The 13,908-nt window shown below is 59.4% G+C and carries 18 protein-coding genes; 11 read left to right on the forward strand and 7 right to left on the reverse strand.

All coding sequences use genetic code 11. The features are described from left to right. The first annotated feature begins 34 nt into the window (after nucleotides 1-34). Complete coding sequence (gene rnr, locus ETEE_RS09585; RefSeq protein WP_034162935.1) at nucleotides 35-2,485, forward strand: ribonuclease R; 2,451 nt, start codon at nucleotides 35-37, stop codon at nucleotides 2,483-2,485. 90 nt (nucleotides 2,486-2,575) lie between these two features. Beyond that, on the forward strand, nucleotides 2,576-3,319 hold the full coding sequence (gene rlmB, locus ETEE_RS09590; protein ID WP_034162934.1) for a 23S rRNA (guanosine(2251)-2'-O)-methyltransferase RlmB: 744 nt from the start codon (nucleotides 2,576-2,578) through the stop codon (nucleotides 3,317-3,319). Between the two features lie 27 nt (nucleotides 3,320-3,346). On the opposite strand, the gene ETEE_RS09595 is transcribed toward rlmB, so the two are convergent. Continuing rightward, on the reverse strand, nucleotides 3,347-3,622 hold the full coding sequence (locus ETEE_RS09595) for a YdgH/BhsA/McbA family protein (protein WP_034162983.1): 276 nt from the start codon (nucleotides 3,620-3,622) through the stop codon (nucleotides 3,347-3,349). Between the two features lie 176 nt (nucleotides 3,623-3,798). After that, nucleotides 3,799-4,110 (reverse strand): biofilm peroxide resistance protein BsmA, encoded by a 312-nt coding sequence (gene bsmA, locus ETEE_RS09600; RefSeq protein ID WP_034162933.1) that lies wholly within the window; start codon nucleotides 4,108-4,110, stop codon nucleotides 3,799-3,801. 173 nt (nucleotides 4,111-4,283) lie between these two features. Here bsmA and yjfP point away from each other — a divergent pair, with 173 nt between their 5' ends. Next, a complete protein-coding gene (yjfP, locus tag ETEE_RS09605) occupies nucleotides 4,284-5,033 on the forward strand; it encodes an esterase (protein WP_034162931.1) in 750 nt (249 codons plus the stop codon). 38 nt (nucleotides 5,034-5,071) lie between these two features. Here the strand turns inward: yjfP and ETEE_RS09610 are convergent, their stop codons facing one another. Next, the gene (locus ETEE_RS09610; protein WP_034162929.1) at nucleotides 5,072-5,341 is read right to left on the reverse strand and encodes a YdgH/BhsA/McbA family protein; all 270 of its coding nucleotides are present in this window, start codon (nucleotides 5,339-5,341) and stop codon (nucleotides 5,072-5,074) included. A 301-nt stretch (nucleotides 5,342-5,642) separates the two neighbouring features. Between ETEE_RS09610 and rpsF the strand changes: the two genes are divergently transcribed. The 5 genes from rpsF (at nucleotide 5,643) to ETEE_RS09635 (ending at nucleotide 7,654) form a co-directional block, all read left to right on the forward strand. Further along, nucleotides 5,643-6,038: a 30S ribosomal protein S6 gene (gene rpsF / locus ETEE_RS09615; RefSeq protein WP_012847242.1), complete on the forward strand. Its 396-nt coding sequence runs from the start codon at nucleotides 5,643-5,645 to the stop codon at nucleotides 6,036-6,038. 8 nt (nucleotides 6,039-6,046) lie between these two features. Beyond that, a complete protein-coding gene (gene priB, locus ETEE_RS20080; protein ID WP_071844093.1) occupies nucleotides 6,047-6,364 on the forward strand; it encodes a primosomal replication protein N in 318 nt (105 codons plus the stop codon). A gap of 4 nt (nucleotides 6,365-6,368) precedes the next feature. Then, the gene (rpsR, locus tag ETEE_RS09625; protein ID WP_000135199.1) at nucleotides 6,369-6,596 is read left to right on the forward strand and encodes a 30S ribosomal protein S18; all 228 of its coding nucleotides are present in this window, start codon (nucleotides 6,369-6,371) and stop codon (nucleotides 6,594-6,596) included. A gap of 42 nt (nucleotides 6,597-6,638) precedes the next feature. After that, entirely contained in the window at nucleotides 6,639-7,088 is a 450-nt protein-coding gene (rplI, locus tag ETEE_RS09630) for a 50S ribosomal protein L9 (protein WP_015460802.1), read from the forward strand. Nucleotides 7,089-7,285: 197 nt separating this feature from the next. After that, nucleotides 7,286-7,654, forward strand: a complete 369-nt coding sequence (locus ETEE_RS09635; protein WP_034162911.1) for a DUF488 domain-containing protein — start codon at nucleotides 7,286-7,288, stop codon at nucleotides 7,652-7,654. Here ETEE_RS09635 and ETEE_RS09640 read toward each other — a convergent pair. Further along, nucleotides 7,638-8,282 (reverse strand): LysM-like peptidoglycan-binding domain-containing protein, encoded by a 645-nt coding sequence (locus ETEE_RS09640; protein WP_034162910.1) that lies wholly within the window; start codon nucleotides 8,280-8,282, stop codon nucleotides 7,638-7,640. The two genes, ETEE_RS09635 and ETEE_RS09640, sit on opposite strands and share 17 nt — an antisense overlap. 248 nt (nucleotides 8,283-8,530) lie before the next feature. Between ETEE_RS09640 and ETEE_RS09645 the strand changes: the two genes are divergently transcribed. Further along, nucleotides 8,531-9,151: a BamJ family beta-barrel-assembly machinery protein gene (locus ETEE_RS09645; RefSeq protein ID WP_012847246.1), complete on the forward strand. Its 621-nt coding sequence runs from the start codon at nucleotides 8,531-8,533 to the stop codon at nucleotides 9,149-9,151. Between the two features lie 54 nt (nucleotides 9,152-9,205). On the opposite strand, the gene ytfE is transcribed toward ETEE_RS09645, so the two are convergent. Further along, complete coding sequence (ytfE, locus tag ETEE_RS09650) at nucleotides 9,206-9,871, reverse strand: iron-sulfur cluster repair protein YtfE (RefSeq protein ID WP_034162909.1); 666 nt, start codon at nucleotides 9,869-9,871, stop codon at nucleotides 9,206-9,208. A 242-nt stretch (nucleotides 9,872-10,113) separates the two neighbouring features. Between ytfE and cysQ the strand changes: the two genes are divergently transcribed. Together cysQ and ETEE_RS09660 are read left to right on the forward strand one after the other, a co-directional pair. After that, nucleotides 10,114-10,854, forward strand: a complete 741-nt coding sequence (cysQ, locus tag ETEE_RS09655; protein WP_034162908.1) for a 3'(2'),5'-bisphosphate nucleotidase CysQ — start codon at nucleotides 10,114-10,116, stop codon at nucleotides 10,852-10,854. A 313-nt stretch (nucleotides 10,855-11,167) separates the two neighbouring features. Beyond that, the gene (locus ETEE_RS09660) at nucleotides 11,168-11,374 is read left to right on the forward strand and encodes a DUF1107 domain-containing protein (protein WP_034162907.1); all 207 of its coding nucleotides are present in this window, start codon (nucleotides 11,168-11,170) and stop codon (nucleotides 11,372-11,374) included. A gap of 48 nt (nucleotides 11,375-11,422) precedes the next feature. On the opposite strand, the gene paeA is transcribed toward ETEE_RS09660, so the two are convergent. After that, on the reverse strand, nucleotides 11,423-12,769 hold the full coding sequence (gene paeA / locus ETEE_RS09665; protein ID WP_034162906.1) for a polyamine export protein PaeA: 1,347 nt from the start codon (nucleotides 12,767-12,769) through the stop codon (nucleotides 11,423-11,425). 273 nt (nucleotides 12,770-13,042) lie between these two features. Next, nucleotides 13,043-13,609, reverse strand: a complete 567-nt coding sequence (msrA, locus tag ETEE_RS09670; RefSeq protein ID WP_225865191.1) for a peptide-methionine (S)-S-oxide reductase MsrA — start codon at nucleotides 13,607-13,609, stop codon at nucleotides 13,043-13,045. Between the last annotated feature and the right edge of the window lie 299 nt (nucleotides 13,610-13,908).

A 13,908-nucleotide genomic window follows, 5' to 3' on the forward strand; every position in this document is an offset into this window, starting at 1 on the left:
GCGGCAGAATGCTGATGACAACGGAGGAACCCCAATGTCACAAGATCCCTATCTGGAACGTGAAGCTGAAAAGTACGCCTCCCCGATCCCCAGCCGTGAATTTATCCTGATGCATCTGGCCAAGCGCAAGACGCCCGCCAGCCGAGAAGAGCTGGCCCAGGAGCTGTCGCTGAGCAGCGAGGAGGATCTGGAGGCATTGCGCCGTCGCCTGCGCGCCATGGAGCGTGACGGGCAGCTGATTTTTACCCGCCGCCAGTGCTATGCCCTGCCGGAGCGGCTCGATCTGATTAAAGGAACGGTGATCGGTCACCGCGATGGCTTCGGCTTCCTGCGCAGCGAGGGGCAGAAAGAGGATCTCTATCTGTCGCCGGAGCAGATGAAGATGTGCATGCACGGCGACGTGATCCTGGCGCAGGTGACCGGCACCGATCGGCGCGGGCGCAAAGAGGTGCGCGTGGTACGCGTGGTGGAGCCGCGCACCGGACTGATCGTCGGCCGCTACTTTACCGACGCCGGTACCGGTTTTGTGGTGCCGGACGATGGTCGTCTGAGCTTTGATATTCTGATCCCGTCGGATGCCATCGCCGGCGCCCGCATGGGCTATGTGGTGGTGGTCGAGCTGACCCAGCGTCCGACGCGGCGTACCAAGGCGGTCGGTAAGATCGTTGAGGTGCTCGGCGACAATATGGGCACCGGCATGGCGGTCGATATCGCCCTGCGCAGCCATGACATTCCCCACGCCTGGCCGGAGCAGGTCGAGCGCCAAGTGGCCGATCTGAGCGAAGAGGTTCCCGAGGCCGCGAAGGTGGGACGTATCGATTTGCGCGATCTGCCGCTGGTTACTATTGACGGTGAGGATGCGCGCGACTTCGACGATGCGGTGTACTGCGAGAAAAAACGCGGCGGCGGCTGGCGCCTGTGGGTCGCCATTGCCGACGTCAGCTACTACGTGCGACCCAATACCGCGCTGGACCACGAGGCGCGCAGCCGCGGCAACTCGGTGTACTTTCCCTCTCAGGTGGTGCCGATGCTGCCAGAGGTGCTCTCCAACGGGCTGTGCTCGCTGAACCCGCAGGTGGATCGTCTGTGCATGGTGTGCGAAATGACCATTGCCGCCAGCGGACGCCTCTCCTCCTATAAGTTTTATGAGGCGGTGATGAGCTCTCACGCGCGTCTGACCTACACCAAGGTGGCGCATATCCTGGCTGGAGATCCGGATCTGCGCGCGCAGTACCATGCGCTGGTCAAGCCGCTGGAGGAGCTGCACGCGCTGTATAAGGCGCTGGATCACGCCCGCGAAGAGCGCGGCGGCATCTCCTTTGAGACCGAAGAGGCTAAGTTTATCTTCAACGCCGAGCGGCGCATTGAGCGTATCGAGCCCACGGTGCGTAACGATGCCCATAAGCTGATCGAAGAGTGCATGATTCTGGCCAATATCTCGGCGGCGCGCTTTATGGAGAAAAACCACGAGCCGGCGCTGTTCCGTATTCATGACAAGCCCAGCGAAGACCATGTGATGGCGCTGCGTACCGTCCTGGCGGAGCTGGGGCTTTCCCTGGGGGGCGGAACTCAGCCGGAGCCGAAGGACTATGCTCTGCTGATGGATAAGGTGGCGGATCGCCCCGACCATGAGATGCTGCAAACGATGCTGCTGCGCTCCATGAAGCAGGCCGTATACGATCCAGAGAACCGCGGTCACTTCGGTCTGGCGCTGCAGGCCTATGCCCACTTTACGTCGCCGATTCGCCGCTACCCCGACCTGTCGCTGCACCGCGGCATTAAATACCTGTTGGCGCGCGAGCATGGTCACACCGAGCGCTGGACGCCGAGCGGCGGCTGGCATTACCACACGGAAGACATGCTGCAGCTGGGGGAGCACTGCTCTATGACGGAGCGGCGCGCCGATGAGGCGACGCGCGATGTCTCCGACTGGCTGAAGTGCGACTTTATGCAGGATCACGTCGGCCAGACCTACGGCGGCATCATCACCAGCGTTACCGGTTTTGGCTTCTTTGTCCGCCTCGACGATCTATTTATCGATGGGCTGGTGCATGTATCGACTCTGGATAACGACTATTACCGCTTTGATCAGATAGGTCAGCGTCTGATCGGGGAGTCCTCCGGTCAGGTCTATCGGCTGGGCGATAAGGTAGAGGTGAAGGTCGACGCGGTGCATCTGGATGAGCGTAAGATCGACTTCGCCCTGATCTCGACGGCGCGCGGCGTGCGCGGCGCGGGTAAGACGGCCCGGAACAAGGCGCGTCAGGCGAACGGCGGGACGGAGAAGAAGCCGTCGCGCAGCGCCCGGCGCGGTGGTAAGATGCCGGCCAATTTTGCGCCGGATAGCGTTCAGCGCCGCGGCGATGAGGCCGCACCCGCTAAGAAAGGCAGGGGAAAAGGCAAAGGTAAAAAGCCGTCGGTTCAGACGCGTAACATCGCCGCGTCGACCAAGGCCAAGCGGGCGCGGAAGAAAACGACCGACTAATGCGCGATACGGACGATATCCCTATTGTCGATTAACCCATCATAACGCCGGCCCCTTGGGGGTCGGCGGTGAGCAATAAACCAGATAATTATGAGTGAAATCATTTACGGTATTCATGCCGTTAAGGCCCTGCTGGAGCAGGATCCGCAGCGCTTCCTCGACGTATTCGTGATGAAGGGACGCGAGGATCGCCGGCTGCTGCCGCTGCTGCAGCAGCTGGAGGAGTGCGGTATCCGGGTACAGGTCGCCCAGCGTCAGTGGCTGGATGAGAAGGTCGAAGGGGCGGTACACCAGGGGATCGTGGCACGCGTGAAGCCGGGACGACAGTATCAGGAAAACGATCTGCCGGACCTGCTGGCCGGGCTCGAGCACCCGCCGTTCCTACTGATCCTCGATGGGGTCACGGATCCGCATAATCTGGGCGCCTGCCTGCGCAGCGCCGACGCCGCCGGTGTGGATGCGGTGATTGTGCCGCGTGACCGCTCCGCTCAGCTGAATGCGATCGCCAAAAAGGTTGCCTGCGGCGCGGCGGAAAACGTGCCGCTGATCCGGGTCACCAATCTGGCGCGCACGATACGTCTGCTGCAGCAGGAGAACATCTGGATCGTCGGCACCGCCGGTGAGGCGGATCACAGCCTGTATCAAAGCCGGATGACCGGCGCGATGGCGCTGGTGATGGGGGCGGAGGGCGACGGTATGCGCCGCTTAACCCGTGAGCACTGCGATGAGCTGATCAGCATCCCGATGGCGGGCAGCGTCTCGTCGCTTAACGTCTCGGTAGCGACCGGTATCTGCCTATTTGAGGCGGTGCGTCAGCGTAGCACCAAGGCCTAACGAGGCGCGTCGCGGGCGGCGGGCGGCTCAGCGGTAGAGCGCGGCCGTCGCCTGCCATCCCTGCTGACCGTCGCTTTCCCACATGTGTAGAATGCGGTAATAGCGGGCGCCGCGCTGGTCTGCCTGGTGAGCGATGCTCCGTTCGACATCCTGGGGATTGCCCAGGATCCCCCTGAGGGAGATCATCCCCATCCTACTGAGATCGGTGACGAGATCGGCTCGGGCATATTCGGCCGACTGCGCCGAGGTGCCGATCAGACCAATAGAGAAAAGCAGCGATGTGAGTAGCGGGGAACGGCTCATGGCAGCCTCCAGGTAAGGGTCCGTTATGGACATGGACTTTGGCTGCACCGTCCCTCCTCATTGCTTCACCGTGACGCGGTGAACGCGCGGCCAAAAAATCTACACAGCCGTTTTATAATGAAACAGTGGGTGTAGACTTTTATTGGCAGTATGTAAATTTTGTTAAAAACAGCGGCTTAGCGGTACAGCGTCGCCACGCTATACCACTGGCCCGGCACCCCGGTCTCCTGCAGCATCACAATATAGTAATAGCGGGCGCCGGCGGCATCCGCCCTCTGCTGAATAACCTCCTGAACATTCATCGGGCTGCCATAGACACTGGCGCTAATATTCCACATTTTACTCAGCCCTTCGGTCTGGTTACGGCGCAGCTCCTGCGCGTGGCCTGCGATCGGCGGCGGCGGCGGCATCGGCTTGCCGTCCATTACGCTGCAGGCCCCCAGCAGCAGGGTCAACAGAATGGTCAGGGTCAGTTTGCAGGTTTTCATCGGGCGGTCCGTTGGCTGGAAAAAGGATAGTGATGATTATCTTAGCGCTGTCTGATGCGGATTTCCCGGAGAAACGCCGCATTGCGCGCGCACGCGCAGAGGATACGAGAGCTTGTCTGAATGCGCTGGTCGGGCGATGATGCGTTTTTGCTATGTGTATCGAGAGGCTGTCGATGGTTGAAATGTTCGAACAGACGGTGGGCGGGATTCCGCTGCTGCACGCCGTACCCGCGGGTCAGCGCGACAGCGCTTTGCCGACGATCTTTTTTTATCATGGGTTTACCTCCTCTAAGGAGATGTACTCCTATTTTGGCTATGCCTTTGCCGCCGCGGGATTTCGCGTACTGCTGCCGGAGGCGGATATGCACGGTAGCCGTTATGACGGCGATGAGCGCCGCCGCCTGGCCCATTTCTGGGACATTCTAAAATCGAATATCGATGAGCTGCCGTCGCTGTATGACCATTTCCTGAGCGCGGGGCTGATTCTGGACGGGCGGGTGGGGGTCGCGGGCGCCTCGCTGGGCGGAATGACGGCGCTGGGCGCCAAGGCCCGCTATCCCTGGCTACGCGCCACCGCCAGCTTTATGGGATCGGGCTTTTATCTGTCGCTGTCGCAGCGCCTGTTTCCCCGTCAGCATCAGCCAACTGAGGATGAGCGGGAGTGGGTTCGCCAGCGGGTGAGTGCGCTGGCCGACTATGACGTCAGCGGCCGTCTGGCGCAGCTGGCGGATAGGCCGCTGCTGATTTGGCACGGTTTGGCGGATGATCTGGTGCCCGCGGCCGAGAGCCAGCGTCTGGTGCAGGCGTTGACGTCGCATCATCTGATGGATAACGTCAGCGTGGTGACCGAGCCGGGGATTGCCCATAAGATCACGGCGTCGGCGCTGGCCTGCGGTACGGCGTTTTTTAGTCGTCGCCTGTAAGATAGCGCCGCGCCCTGCGGCGCGGCGCTAAGGGGGCGTCAGTGGTAGAGTACGGCGCTGACGTGGATTTGCCCGTGAGAGAGCGGTTCATGAATCGCGATGATCTGGTAGTAGGCGGCGCTGTTAGCGTCGGCCTGCGCCCGAATATCGCCCATGGCATCCTGCACGTTAATGACATCGTGATTGACGCTGATGACGGCAAACTCACGGGCCGGCATGGCGTCTCCCTGGCTGGCGCTGATTTCAGTGGCCGCCGCGGCGCTGCCGCACAGCAGACACAGTGTGATGAAAGCGAAGGCAGATTTCATCGGAGGCTCCTTACGGATGGGATCCGTATTGTCTGATGAGCATCGTCCTGATGATATGTGATTTGTATCACGGTTTAACCCTCTACCTTAACTGTAGCAGCGCCACGACGGTTGTCCGTTCGTCTTTTGTATCCAATTGTCTCCGGCGGCGCAGAATTAATTTGCGCGATGGCTTGAGTTTCCCCCCCAGCATCAGTATTATGACGCGTCATTTTTCAGCCGCCCACAAATACGTTCCTTGCCTCCATGGGCTGCGGCTGACCCCGACAGGAGGCTGAATAATCCGTAAGGAGCAATTTCGATGCGTCATTACGAAATCGTTTTTATGGTTCATCCTGACCAGAGCGAACAAGTTCCGGGCATGATCGAGCGTTATACTGGTGCCATCACTGGCGCAGAAGGCAAGATCCACCGTCTGGAAGATTGGGGCCGCCGTCAGCTGGCTTACCCGATCAATAAACTGCACAAAGCCCACTACGTTCTGATGAACGTTGAAGCTTCGCAGGAAGTGATCGATGAGCTGGAAACTAACTTCCGCTACAACGACGCCGTTATCCGCAGCATGGTTATGCGTACTAAGCACGCCGTAACCGAAGCTTCTCCGATGGTTAAAGCGAAAGACGAGCGCCGTGAGCGTCGCGAAGATTTCGCTAACGAAACCAGCGAAGAAACTGAAGCTGGGGATTCTGAAGAGTAATTGTCGCAATGACCGTAAATCGTCTGGTGTTGGCTGGCACGGTGTGCAAGGTACCCATACGAAAGGTCAGTCCCTCCGGCATTCCTCACTGTCAGTTTGTGCTTGAGCACAGATCGCAACAGCAGGAAGCCGGATTCAGCCGACAGGCATGGTGCAGAATGCCCGTGATTGTCAGCGGAGCGGGACTCGAGGCAATGACCCACAGATTAACGGTCGGCAGCGCACTGCGAGTGCATGGCTTCGTCAGTTGCCATATGGGTCGAAATGGCCTGAACAAGTTAGTGCTGCATGCCGAGCAGATTGAATTGATTGATTCTGGAGACTAGCCAAATGGCACGTTATTTCCGTCGTCGCAAGTTCTGCCGTTTCACCGCGGAAGGCGTTCAAGAGATCGACTATAAAGACATCGCTACGCTGAAAAACTACATCACCGAAAGCGGTAAGATCGTACCGAGCCGTATCACCGGTACCCGTGCAAAATACCAGCGTCAGCTGGCTCGTGCTATCAAGCGCGCACGCTACCTGTCCCTGCTGCCGTACACTGATCGCCATCAGTAATCGGCCGCGTTGTCAATTAACGACTTTTGAGAGGATAAGGTAATGCAAGTTATTCTGCTTGATAAGGTAGCAAACCTGGGTAGCCTGGGTGATCAGGTTAACGTTAAAGCAGGTTACGCTCGTAACTTCCTGGTTCCGACGGGCAAAGCTGTCCCGGCAACCAAGAAAAACGTCGAGTTCTTTGAAGCACGTCGCGCAGATCTGGAAGCCAAACTGGCCGAAACCCTGTCTGCTGCTGAAGCACGCGCTGTCAAGATCAATGAACTGGCCACCGTTACCATCGCGTCCAAAGCGGGCGATGAAGGTAAACTGTTCGGTTCTATCGGTACTCGTGACATCGCCGATGCAGTGACCGCTGCCGGTGTTGCAGTCGCGAAAAGCGAAGTTCGCCTGCCGAATGGCGTGCTGCGTACCCTGGGTGATCACGAAGTTCACTTCCAGGTTCACAGCGACGTATTCGCACAGCTGAACGTCGTTGTTGTTGCTGAGTAATTTACTCGTGCAATAACCCAAAACGCCGGCCTTGCGCCGGCGTTTTGCTTTTCTGGCCGCCCTGCGGCATGTACCATGGTAGGTTCTGACGGGTGTCTCAACGACAGGGCGCGTCGCGGCGGAACGCAGGAGCTATCCCTGGCCATCTACGCCAGCGCGGCGGTGGGACACCGGATCTCATCTGCGGAGGCAATATCATGGCACCGATCGCGCTGCAGCGGGTGTATGACGTGCGGGCACCCTTTTCTCCCCATACTTTTCTTACCGACCGTCTGTGGCCGCGCGGTATCGCCAAGGCGCGCCTGGAGGGTGTCAGCTGGCTGAAAGAGGTCGCCCCGTCGACGGCGCTGCGTCAGGCGTTTCACCATGCGCAGTTGGACTGGCCCGCCTTCGTCGCTCGCTACCGAGACGAGCTGGCGGTCAATCCACGGGCCTGGCTGCCGCTGGTGCTGCTGCTGCGCCAGGGAGAGTCGCTGACGCTGCTGTACGGCAGCCGCGATAGCCAGTGCAATCAGGCCGTGGCTCTACGCGACTGGCTGCTGGAGCAGCTTAGCGCAGGCGAATAAAGCTGCCGTCGCTTTCCCGGCGGAAGGTGACTTGACGATCGTCCGTGGTCTCGAGTTTTAAGGCGAGGATTTGCCCCTGGGGGCCGCGGCGGATCATGACGTGCTGTCCTGCCTTGAGGTTGCTCAGCGGGCGATCATCGCCTTCGACCCGCGCCATGGCAAAGGCATCGGTGACGTCAAGATTATGCTCCCGCAGCAGCTGGGCCAGGGTTTGTCCCGGCAGGATCGGGTAGGCTTGCCAGTCGTTGACTTCCGGGGAGATTGGCGCTGCGCGCTGCGGCTGCAGCGTGGCCTGCATTGATGATTCCGTCGTCTGGATCGCGGGAGACGGCGTGGGCGGCGCCGCGTCATCGCTGGGCCACAGTAGCGCCAGCAGCAGCACGGCGCTGGCGACGGTGAGCCAGCGACGGTGGAAGGCAGGCAGCGGCGCCATCCAGTCGAATTGATCCGGACAGTGCCAGAGCGCGCGCAGCGCCGCCCGGCACTGCCGCGGTATGCAGCGCAGATCCTCTTTCCGCGGCCGCGCGGCGGGCAGGGCGATCCCCTGGCACAGACGCCGCCATATATCCTGGATAGCTACGCCGCTACAGGCGGGTACCTTGTGCTTTTTGGGCGCAATTCTGCCCATGTTAACCTCTCTACCATGACAGGCCGCTATCTCCGTGGCCACGCTTAGCCTATATGCTTTGGGTCGACAGAAACAGGATAACAATCCGAAAGATCCGGCCGGCTTAGGCGCGGCGGACGCGAGCGGTATGCTTACGGCTATTGTTTCTTTTTCGCTGACAAAAGTCACCCTTACGGCGACAAGATTTTACCCATTGCGGTCGCGCTGTTATGCTGCGCGTTCTACTTTCAGTGACTAAAGGAAACATCATGTCGACCCCTGCTTTTGACAGTATAGAAGCGCAAGCAAGTTATGGTATTGGCCTCCAGGTCGGTCAGCAGCTTAATGAGTCCGGTCTGCAGGGTCTGCAGCCGGAAGCGCTGCTGGCGGGGCTGCGCGATGCGATGGAAGGCAATGCGCCGGCGGTACCGGTCGAGACGGTTCACCGCGCGCTGCGCGAGATCCATGAGCGCGCTGACGCGGTGCGCCGTGAGCAGCAGAAAGCGCTGGCGGAAGCCGGGGAGCGTTTCCTGGCGGAGAACGCGCAGCAGGATGACGTAACCGTCACGGAGTCAGGGCTGCAGTTTAAAGTGCTGAAGCAGGGTGAGGGCGCGATTCCGTCCCGTCAGGATAAAGTCCGGGTACACTACACCGGTCGTCTGGTCGACGGTACGGTGTTTGACAGCTCTGAGCAGCGCGGTGAGCCGGCAGAATTTCCGGTGGGCGGCGTTATCGCCGGTTGGATTGAGGCGCTGAGCATGATGCCGGTCGGCTCGCGCTGGCAGCTGTATATTCCGCACCAGCTGGCCTATGGCGAGCGCGGCGCCGGCGCCGCTATCGCGCCGTACAGCGCGCTGGTTTTTGACGTCGAACTGCTGGATATTCTGTAATTTGAGTCTGTCGCGGGGCCGCACGCCGTGTGGCCCCGTTTTTTTTGGGTGCTTTCAGCCGTCGCCGAGCGCGCGTGGAAACAGCAGATTATTTTCCAGGCTGATGTGTTCCATGAGATCGTTAATCAGCTCGCTAATGCCGGCATACAGCGCGCGCCAGGTTGTACAGGCTCCCACCGGCGGCGTCATGTTGTCCGTCAAAAAGCGGATGACCTCCAGCTGTTCTCCCGCATCACGATGCTCATGCTCCATTACCGAGATGGGGCCCTGGCAGCGGGCTCCCTCCCCCTGGTCGATCAGTGGAAACAGGATGCGCTCTTCCTTCATCATGTGGCTGTCCAACTCCTGGCGCAGCGCATCGAGCTGCTTGGCGAGCCCCCGTGGGCAGCCCGTCTTGTCGGTATGCACCCGTTCGACCTTCTGCGCCATCAATACCAGTTCGGGCAGCTGCTCGCGGTGACGCTGATGATAGCGGGTGACGATGAAGGCCGTCAGTTCAGCCAGGGGCGCCTGTTGCCAGTCTCGACGCGGCTGTGGCGCGCTGTCCAGCTCGGCCAACTGACATTCCAGCATGGCGAGATCCAGCGATTGGCGGGCCGCCGCGCGCTGGAGCGTCTGCTTACCGCCGCAGCAAAAATCTAACGCGTGGTGGCGGAATAGACGTGCGGCGCGTGGAATGCTGATGGCCAGTTCACCGAGCGGCCGGTCGCGGTATGTCATGATGTACTCCTTGAGGTGCGTTCAATAAGATGTATTTTAAATGCAGTTTATCGTGTGCGCCATCTCTTTTGCGGCGTGTAGTGGAATTGTCGTATTTACCGGGGAAAATTGGCGCTTGCGCTGGCGTTTATCGGCGGCAAAATCCATGATGAGCGCAGTGGGGTACGCCTACACATTCCGCGAGCGTCGCATGGTGAAATGATGCAGGTGTATCGGTATCCGATCCAGGGGGAGGGAAGCGTATGTTAGAGCAGATTTGTCAGCTGGCGCGCGATGCGGGGGCGGCGATAATGGCGGTATATCAGGGCGATCAGCCGCTGGCGCTGGCCTATAAGGGAGATCAGTCTCCGGTCACGGCCGCCGATCTGGCGGCGCATGAGATAATCAAAGCGGGTTTACTGCGTATCACCCCGCCGATCCCGCTGCTGTCGGAGGAGGCACCGCCGGCCTGGCCGCAGCGGCGTGACTGGCAGTGTTATTGGTTGGTCGATCCGCTGGATGGTACCAAGGAGTTTTTGCAGCGCAACGGTGAGTTTACCGTCAACATTGCGCTGATCGAACGGGGAGTGCCCACGCTGGGGGTCGTCTACGTGCCGACCAGCGGCGTGCTGTACTGTGCCTGCGACGGTAAAGCCTGGAAAGAGCAGGATGGGGTGCGCATGGAGATCGGGGTACGCAACGCAATCCCCCCGCTGGTGGTGATCAGCCGTTCACACGGCGATGCGGAGCTGACGGACTATCTGCAGCAGCTGGGCGAGCACCAGACGATAATGGTGGGATCATCGCTGAAGTTTTGTCTGGTGGCGGAGGGGATCGCGCAGCTCTATCCGCGCTTTGGGCCGACGCATATCTGGGATACGGCGGCAGGCCATGCCATCGCCTTAGCCGCCGGAGCTCAGGTGCGGGACTGGCAGGGTAAAACGTTAAGCTATATACCAACTGAATCATTGTTGAATCCGGGATTCCGAGTGTCGCTGTATTAAGCCGCCGGCGGCGTCCGGTCGGGCGCCGCCGCACGCCGTCATCCGATCGTGCGCGAGTTCGCCTCTCTCCACAGATAAATCTTCCGATTTTTCACGATAAAACCTGACTAATTGCATATAAATTTCACTAACCCTATTACTTTTTGCATACCATTCTGTCAGCTAAGGTAAATTTAGAGAAATATTCGGTATCGGTTGCACTAACCGAAGGTAAAGCTGTCTATAGTTATCGTTCATCGTGCGCTGCGTTCGCATGCCGGTTTGGCCGGGGGGAAGTTGCCCCGCTGCGGACGTCACTGAGGGAGAGGTAGCAATGAAAATTTTTCAGCGGTATAACCCGCTGCTGGTGGCTAAATACGTGAAGACGCTGTTTCGCGGCCGCCTGTATATTCAGGGGATCGGTGCGTTTGAGTTTGATATGGGGCGTATTTTACTGCCCAAGGTGAGGGATAAGCGCCATCTTAGCGTCATGTCGGAGATCAACCGTCAGGTGCTGCGCCTGCAGGCAGAGATGGCCTGAGGCGCGGAACGGGCATGGCGGCTCGGCGTTAGCGTCACCGCCCGCCGATTATTTGGCCGCCTGCTGTGGCGCGTCTGCGTCGTCGCCCGCGTCCGGCGACACCGGCGGTAGCCGTTCGGCGAGACGCGTAACCAGCAGCTGATCGATCTTGTAGCTATCGATATCCACCACCTCAAATTTGTAGCCGGCGTATTTCACCGCATCGGTACGTTTGGGGATCTTACGCAGCATATACATCATAAAGCCGCCGATAGTTTCATAGTTGCTGGACTGGGGAAATTCTTCGATATCCAGCACCCGCATCACATCGTCAATGGGCGTCACGCCCTCTACCAGCCAAGAGTTCTCATCGCGGGCGATGATTTGTTCCTCCTGTCCCTGGCCGACCAAGTCCCCCATCAGGGTGGTCATCACGTCGTTCAGGGTGATCACCCCGACGACCAGCGCATATTCGTTGAGGATGACGGCAAAATCCTCCCCCGCGTTTTTGAAACTCTCCAGCGCCTCGGACAGCGTCAGCGTATCCGGGACGATCAGCACGTTACGGATCTGTACTCCGCTGCTGAGCACCAAGCTCTGGTTACCCAGCACGCGGTTGAGCAGATCCTTGGAGTCGACATAGCCGACGACATGGTCGATGGCGCCGTCGCAGACCAGAAACTTGGAGTGGGGGTGGGTGGAGACCTTCTCTTTAATGCTCTCTTCCGCTTCGCCCAGATCGAAATAGATGATGCTTTCACGCGGCGTCATTGAGGAGGGAACGGTGCGGGACTCCAGCTCGAACACATTCTCAATGATCTCATGCTCTTGCTTACGCAGTACGCCGGCTAGCGCGCCGGCCTCGACCACGGCATAGATATCGTCCGGGGTTATATCGTCCTTACGCACCATCGGGATCTTGAACAGGTGAAAGATCAGGTTGGCCAAGCCGTTAAAGAACCAGACCAGCGGGCGGAACAGCAGCAGGCAGAAACGCATCGGGTTGACAATCCGCACGGCAACCGCTTCGGGGGCTATCATACCGATGCGCTTCGGCGTCAGGTCGGCAAACAGAATAAAGCAGCCGGTGACCAGTACGAAGGAGCAGATAAAGCTGGCCTGCTGGGAGACCTCCAGCGGCATAAAACGGTCGAACAGCAGACGGAACGCCGGTGAGAATGCCGCATCGCCGACGATACCGCCGAGGATGGCGACGGCGTTGAGGCCGATCTGTACGACGGTAAAGAAATAGCCTGGCTGATCCTGCAGCGCCATGACGCGTGCCGCATTGATATCGCCCTCATCCGCCATGGTTTTCAGCTTTATTTTCCGCGAGGCTGCCAGGGATATTTCCGAGATCGAGAAAAAGGCACTGATCGCTATCAGTAAAATAATCAGTAATATACTGTTTAACATAATCTATCCGTATTAACCGGGAACAGTCCGGGAGGCCGGAGAGGCGGTATGACGCCATCGGGAGTATATCGGGGCCGGTAGAAGATCCCCCCGGAGTCTACCGGGCCGTCTTGGCTGGCCCGGGCTAGACGCTGCGCCGAGCCGGACAGGGTGGCTCGGCAGCGCATAACCCGGTTAGTATAGCAGGAGCAACAAGCAACCAGCTAGTGGTGAAAATGTGCACGCTACGCCGCTAACCCTTTGCTATGCCGCCAGTTAGCGGCGATAGCGCGCTTAGTCCGGCAGACAGACGCCGATGCCGCCCAGCCCACAGTAACCGTGCGGATGCTTGTGCAGGTACTGCTGGTGCTCCTCTTCGGCATAGTAAAATGGCCCGGCGGCGCAGATCTCAGTGCTGATCGGGCGCTGGTCGCCGGCCTGACGCATGGCCTGGGCAAAGCGGGCTTGACTGGCCTGTGCGGCCTGCATCTGCCGGGGCGTTACGGGGAACAGCGCAGAGCGGTACTGGGTGCCAATGTCGTTGCCCTGGCGCATCCCCTGCGCCGGATCGTGGTGCTGCCAGAACAGGCGTAGCAGATCGTCATAGTGGATAAGGGCGGGGTCAAACACCACCCGCACCGTTTCGGCGTGTCCGGTCTGTCCGCTGCACACCTCGCGATAGGTTGGGTTGGGGGTCAGGCCGCCGCTGTAGCCTGCCGCGGTGCTGTAGATCCCCGGCTGCTGCCAGAACAGGCGCTCGACACCCCAGAAGCAGCCCATGGCGAACAGGGCCTCCTCCATCCCGGCAGGAATGGCATACATATCGTGGCCGTTAAGCGCATGTTTGCCGGAGAGGCTCATGGCCTGTGCGCGTCCAGGAAGCGCCTGCGCAGGCGTGATCGGTGCAGGGTTACTGTCGTTGTGATGGTGCAAAATACCCTCCAGTCGTTAATAAATGAGCAGTTGATGGGTGAAAAATCTGAAAACGCAGGCTCAGATGTCATACGCTATATGTGAGTCGTTATAGTGTCGTAGAGAGTCTAACGTCGAATAATTGTTATTTTCCTGTTTCGTTGTATCCCACGCAGGCTTTACGCACAATATGTCCGTGTTGTGCGGCCGCAGTAGGAGAACGCATTTAGCCTGGCGGGTCACGCTGG

Origin of the sequence: Edwardsiella anguillarum ET080813 (genome assembly GCF_000264765.2) — a bacterium.
GTDB lineage: Bacteria > Pseudomonadota > Gammaproteobacteria > Enterobacterales > Enterobacteriaceae > Edwardsiella > Edwardsiella anguillarum.

Excerpts from the sequence above, each read along its gene's own strand:
- rlmB (WP_034162934.1), top strand. The coding sequence starts at position 2,576 with ATGAGTGAAATCATTTACGGTATTCATGCCGTTAAGGCCCTGCTGGAG.
- rnr (WP_034162935.1), top strand. The coding sequence starts at position 35 with ATGTCACAAGATCCCTATCTGGAACGTGAAGCTGAAAAGTACGCCTCC.
- cysQ (WP_034162908.1), top strand. The coding sequence starts at position 10,114 with ATGTTAGAGCAGATTTGTCAGCTGGCGCGCGATGCGGGGGCGGCGATA.
- ETEE_RS09645 (WP_012847246.1), top strand. The coding sequence starts at position 8,531 with ATGTCGACCCCTGCTTTTGACAGTATAGAAGCGCAAGCAAGTTATGGT.
- ETEE_RS09595 (WP_034162983.1), bottom strand. The coding sequence starts at position 3,622 with ATGAGCCGTTCCCCGCTACTCACATCGCTGCTTTTCTCTATTGGTCTG.
- rpsF (WP_012847242.1), top strand. The coding sequence starts at position 5,643 with ATGCGTCATTACGAAATCGTTTTTATGGTTCATCCTGACCAGAGCGAA.
- msrA (WP_225865191.1), bottom strand. The coding sequence starts at position 13,609 with ATGAGCCTCTCCGGCAAACATGCGCTTAACGGCCACGATATGTATGCC.
- ETEE_RS09640 (WP_034162910.1), bottom strand. The coding sequence starts at position 8,282 with ATGGGCAGAATTGCGCCCAAAAAGCACAAGGTACCCGCCTGTAGCGGC.
- yjfP (WP_034162931.1), top strand. The coding sequence starts at position 4,284 with ATGGTTGAAATGTTCGAACAGACGGTGGGCGGGATTCCGCTGCTGCAC.
- paeA (WP_034162906.1), bottom strand. The coding sequence starts at position 12,769 with ATGTTAAACAGTATATTACTGATTATTTTACTGATAGCGATCAGTGCC.
- rpsR (WP_000135199.1), top strand. The coding sequence starts at position 6,369 with ATGGCACGTTATTTCCGTCGTCGCAAGTTCTGCCGTTTCACCGCGGAA.
- ytfE (WP_034162909.1), bottom strand. The coding sequence starts at position 9,871 with ATGACATACCGCGACCGGCCGCTCGGTGAACTGGCCATCAGCATTCCA.
- ETEE_RS09660 (WP_034162907.1), top strand. The coding sequence starts at position 11,168 with ATGAAAATTTTTCAGCGGTATAACCCGCTGCTGGTGGCTAAATACGTG.
- bsmA (WP_034162933.1), bottom strand. The coding sequence starts at position 4,110 with ATGAAAACCTGCAAACTGACCCTGACCATTCTGTTGACCCTGCTGCTG.
- ETEE_RS09610 (WP_034162929.1), bottom strand. The coding sequence starts at position 5,341 with ATGAAATCTGCCTTCGCTTTCATCACACTGTGTCTGCTGTGCGGCAGC.
- priB (WP_071844093.1), top strand. The coding sequence starts at position 6,047 with ATGACCGTAAATCGTCTGGTGTTGGCTGGCACGGTGTGCAAGGTACCC.
- rplI (WP_015460802.1), top strand. The coding sequence starts at position 6,639 with ATGCAAGTTATTCTGCTTGATAAGGTAGCAAACCTGGGTAGCCTGGGT.
- ETEE_RS09635 (WP_034162911.1), top strand. The coding sequence starts at position 7,286 with ATGGCACCGATCGCGCTGCAGCGGGTGTATGACGTGCGGGCACCCTTT.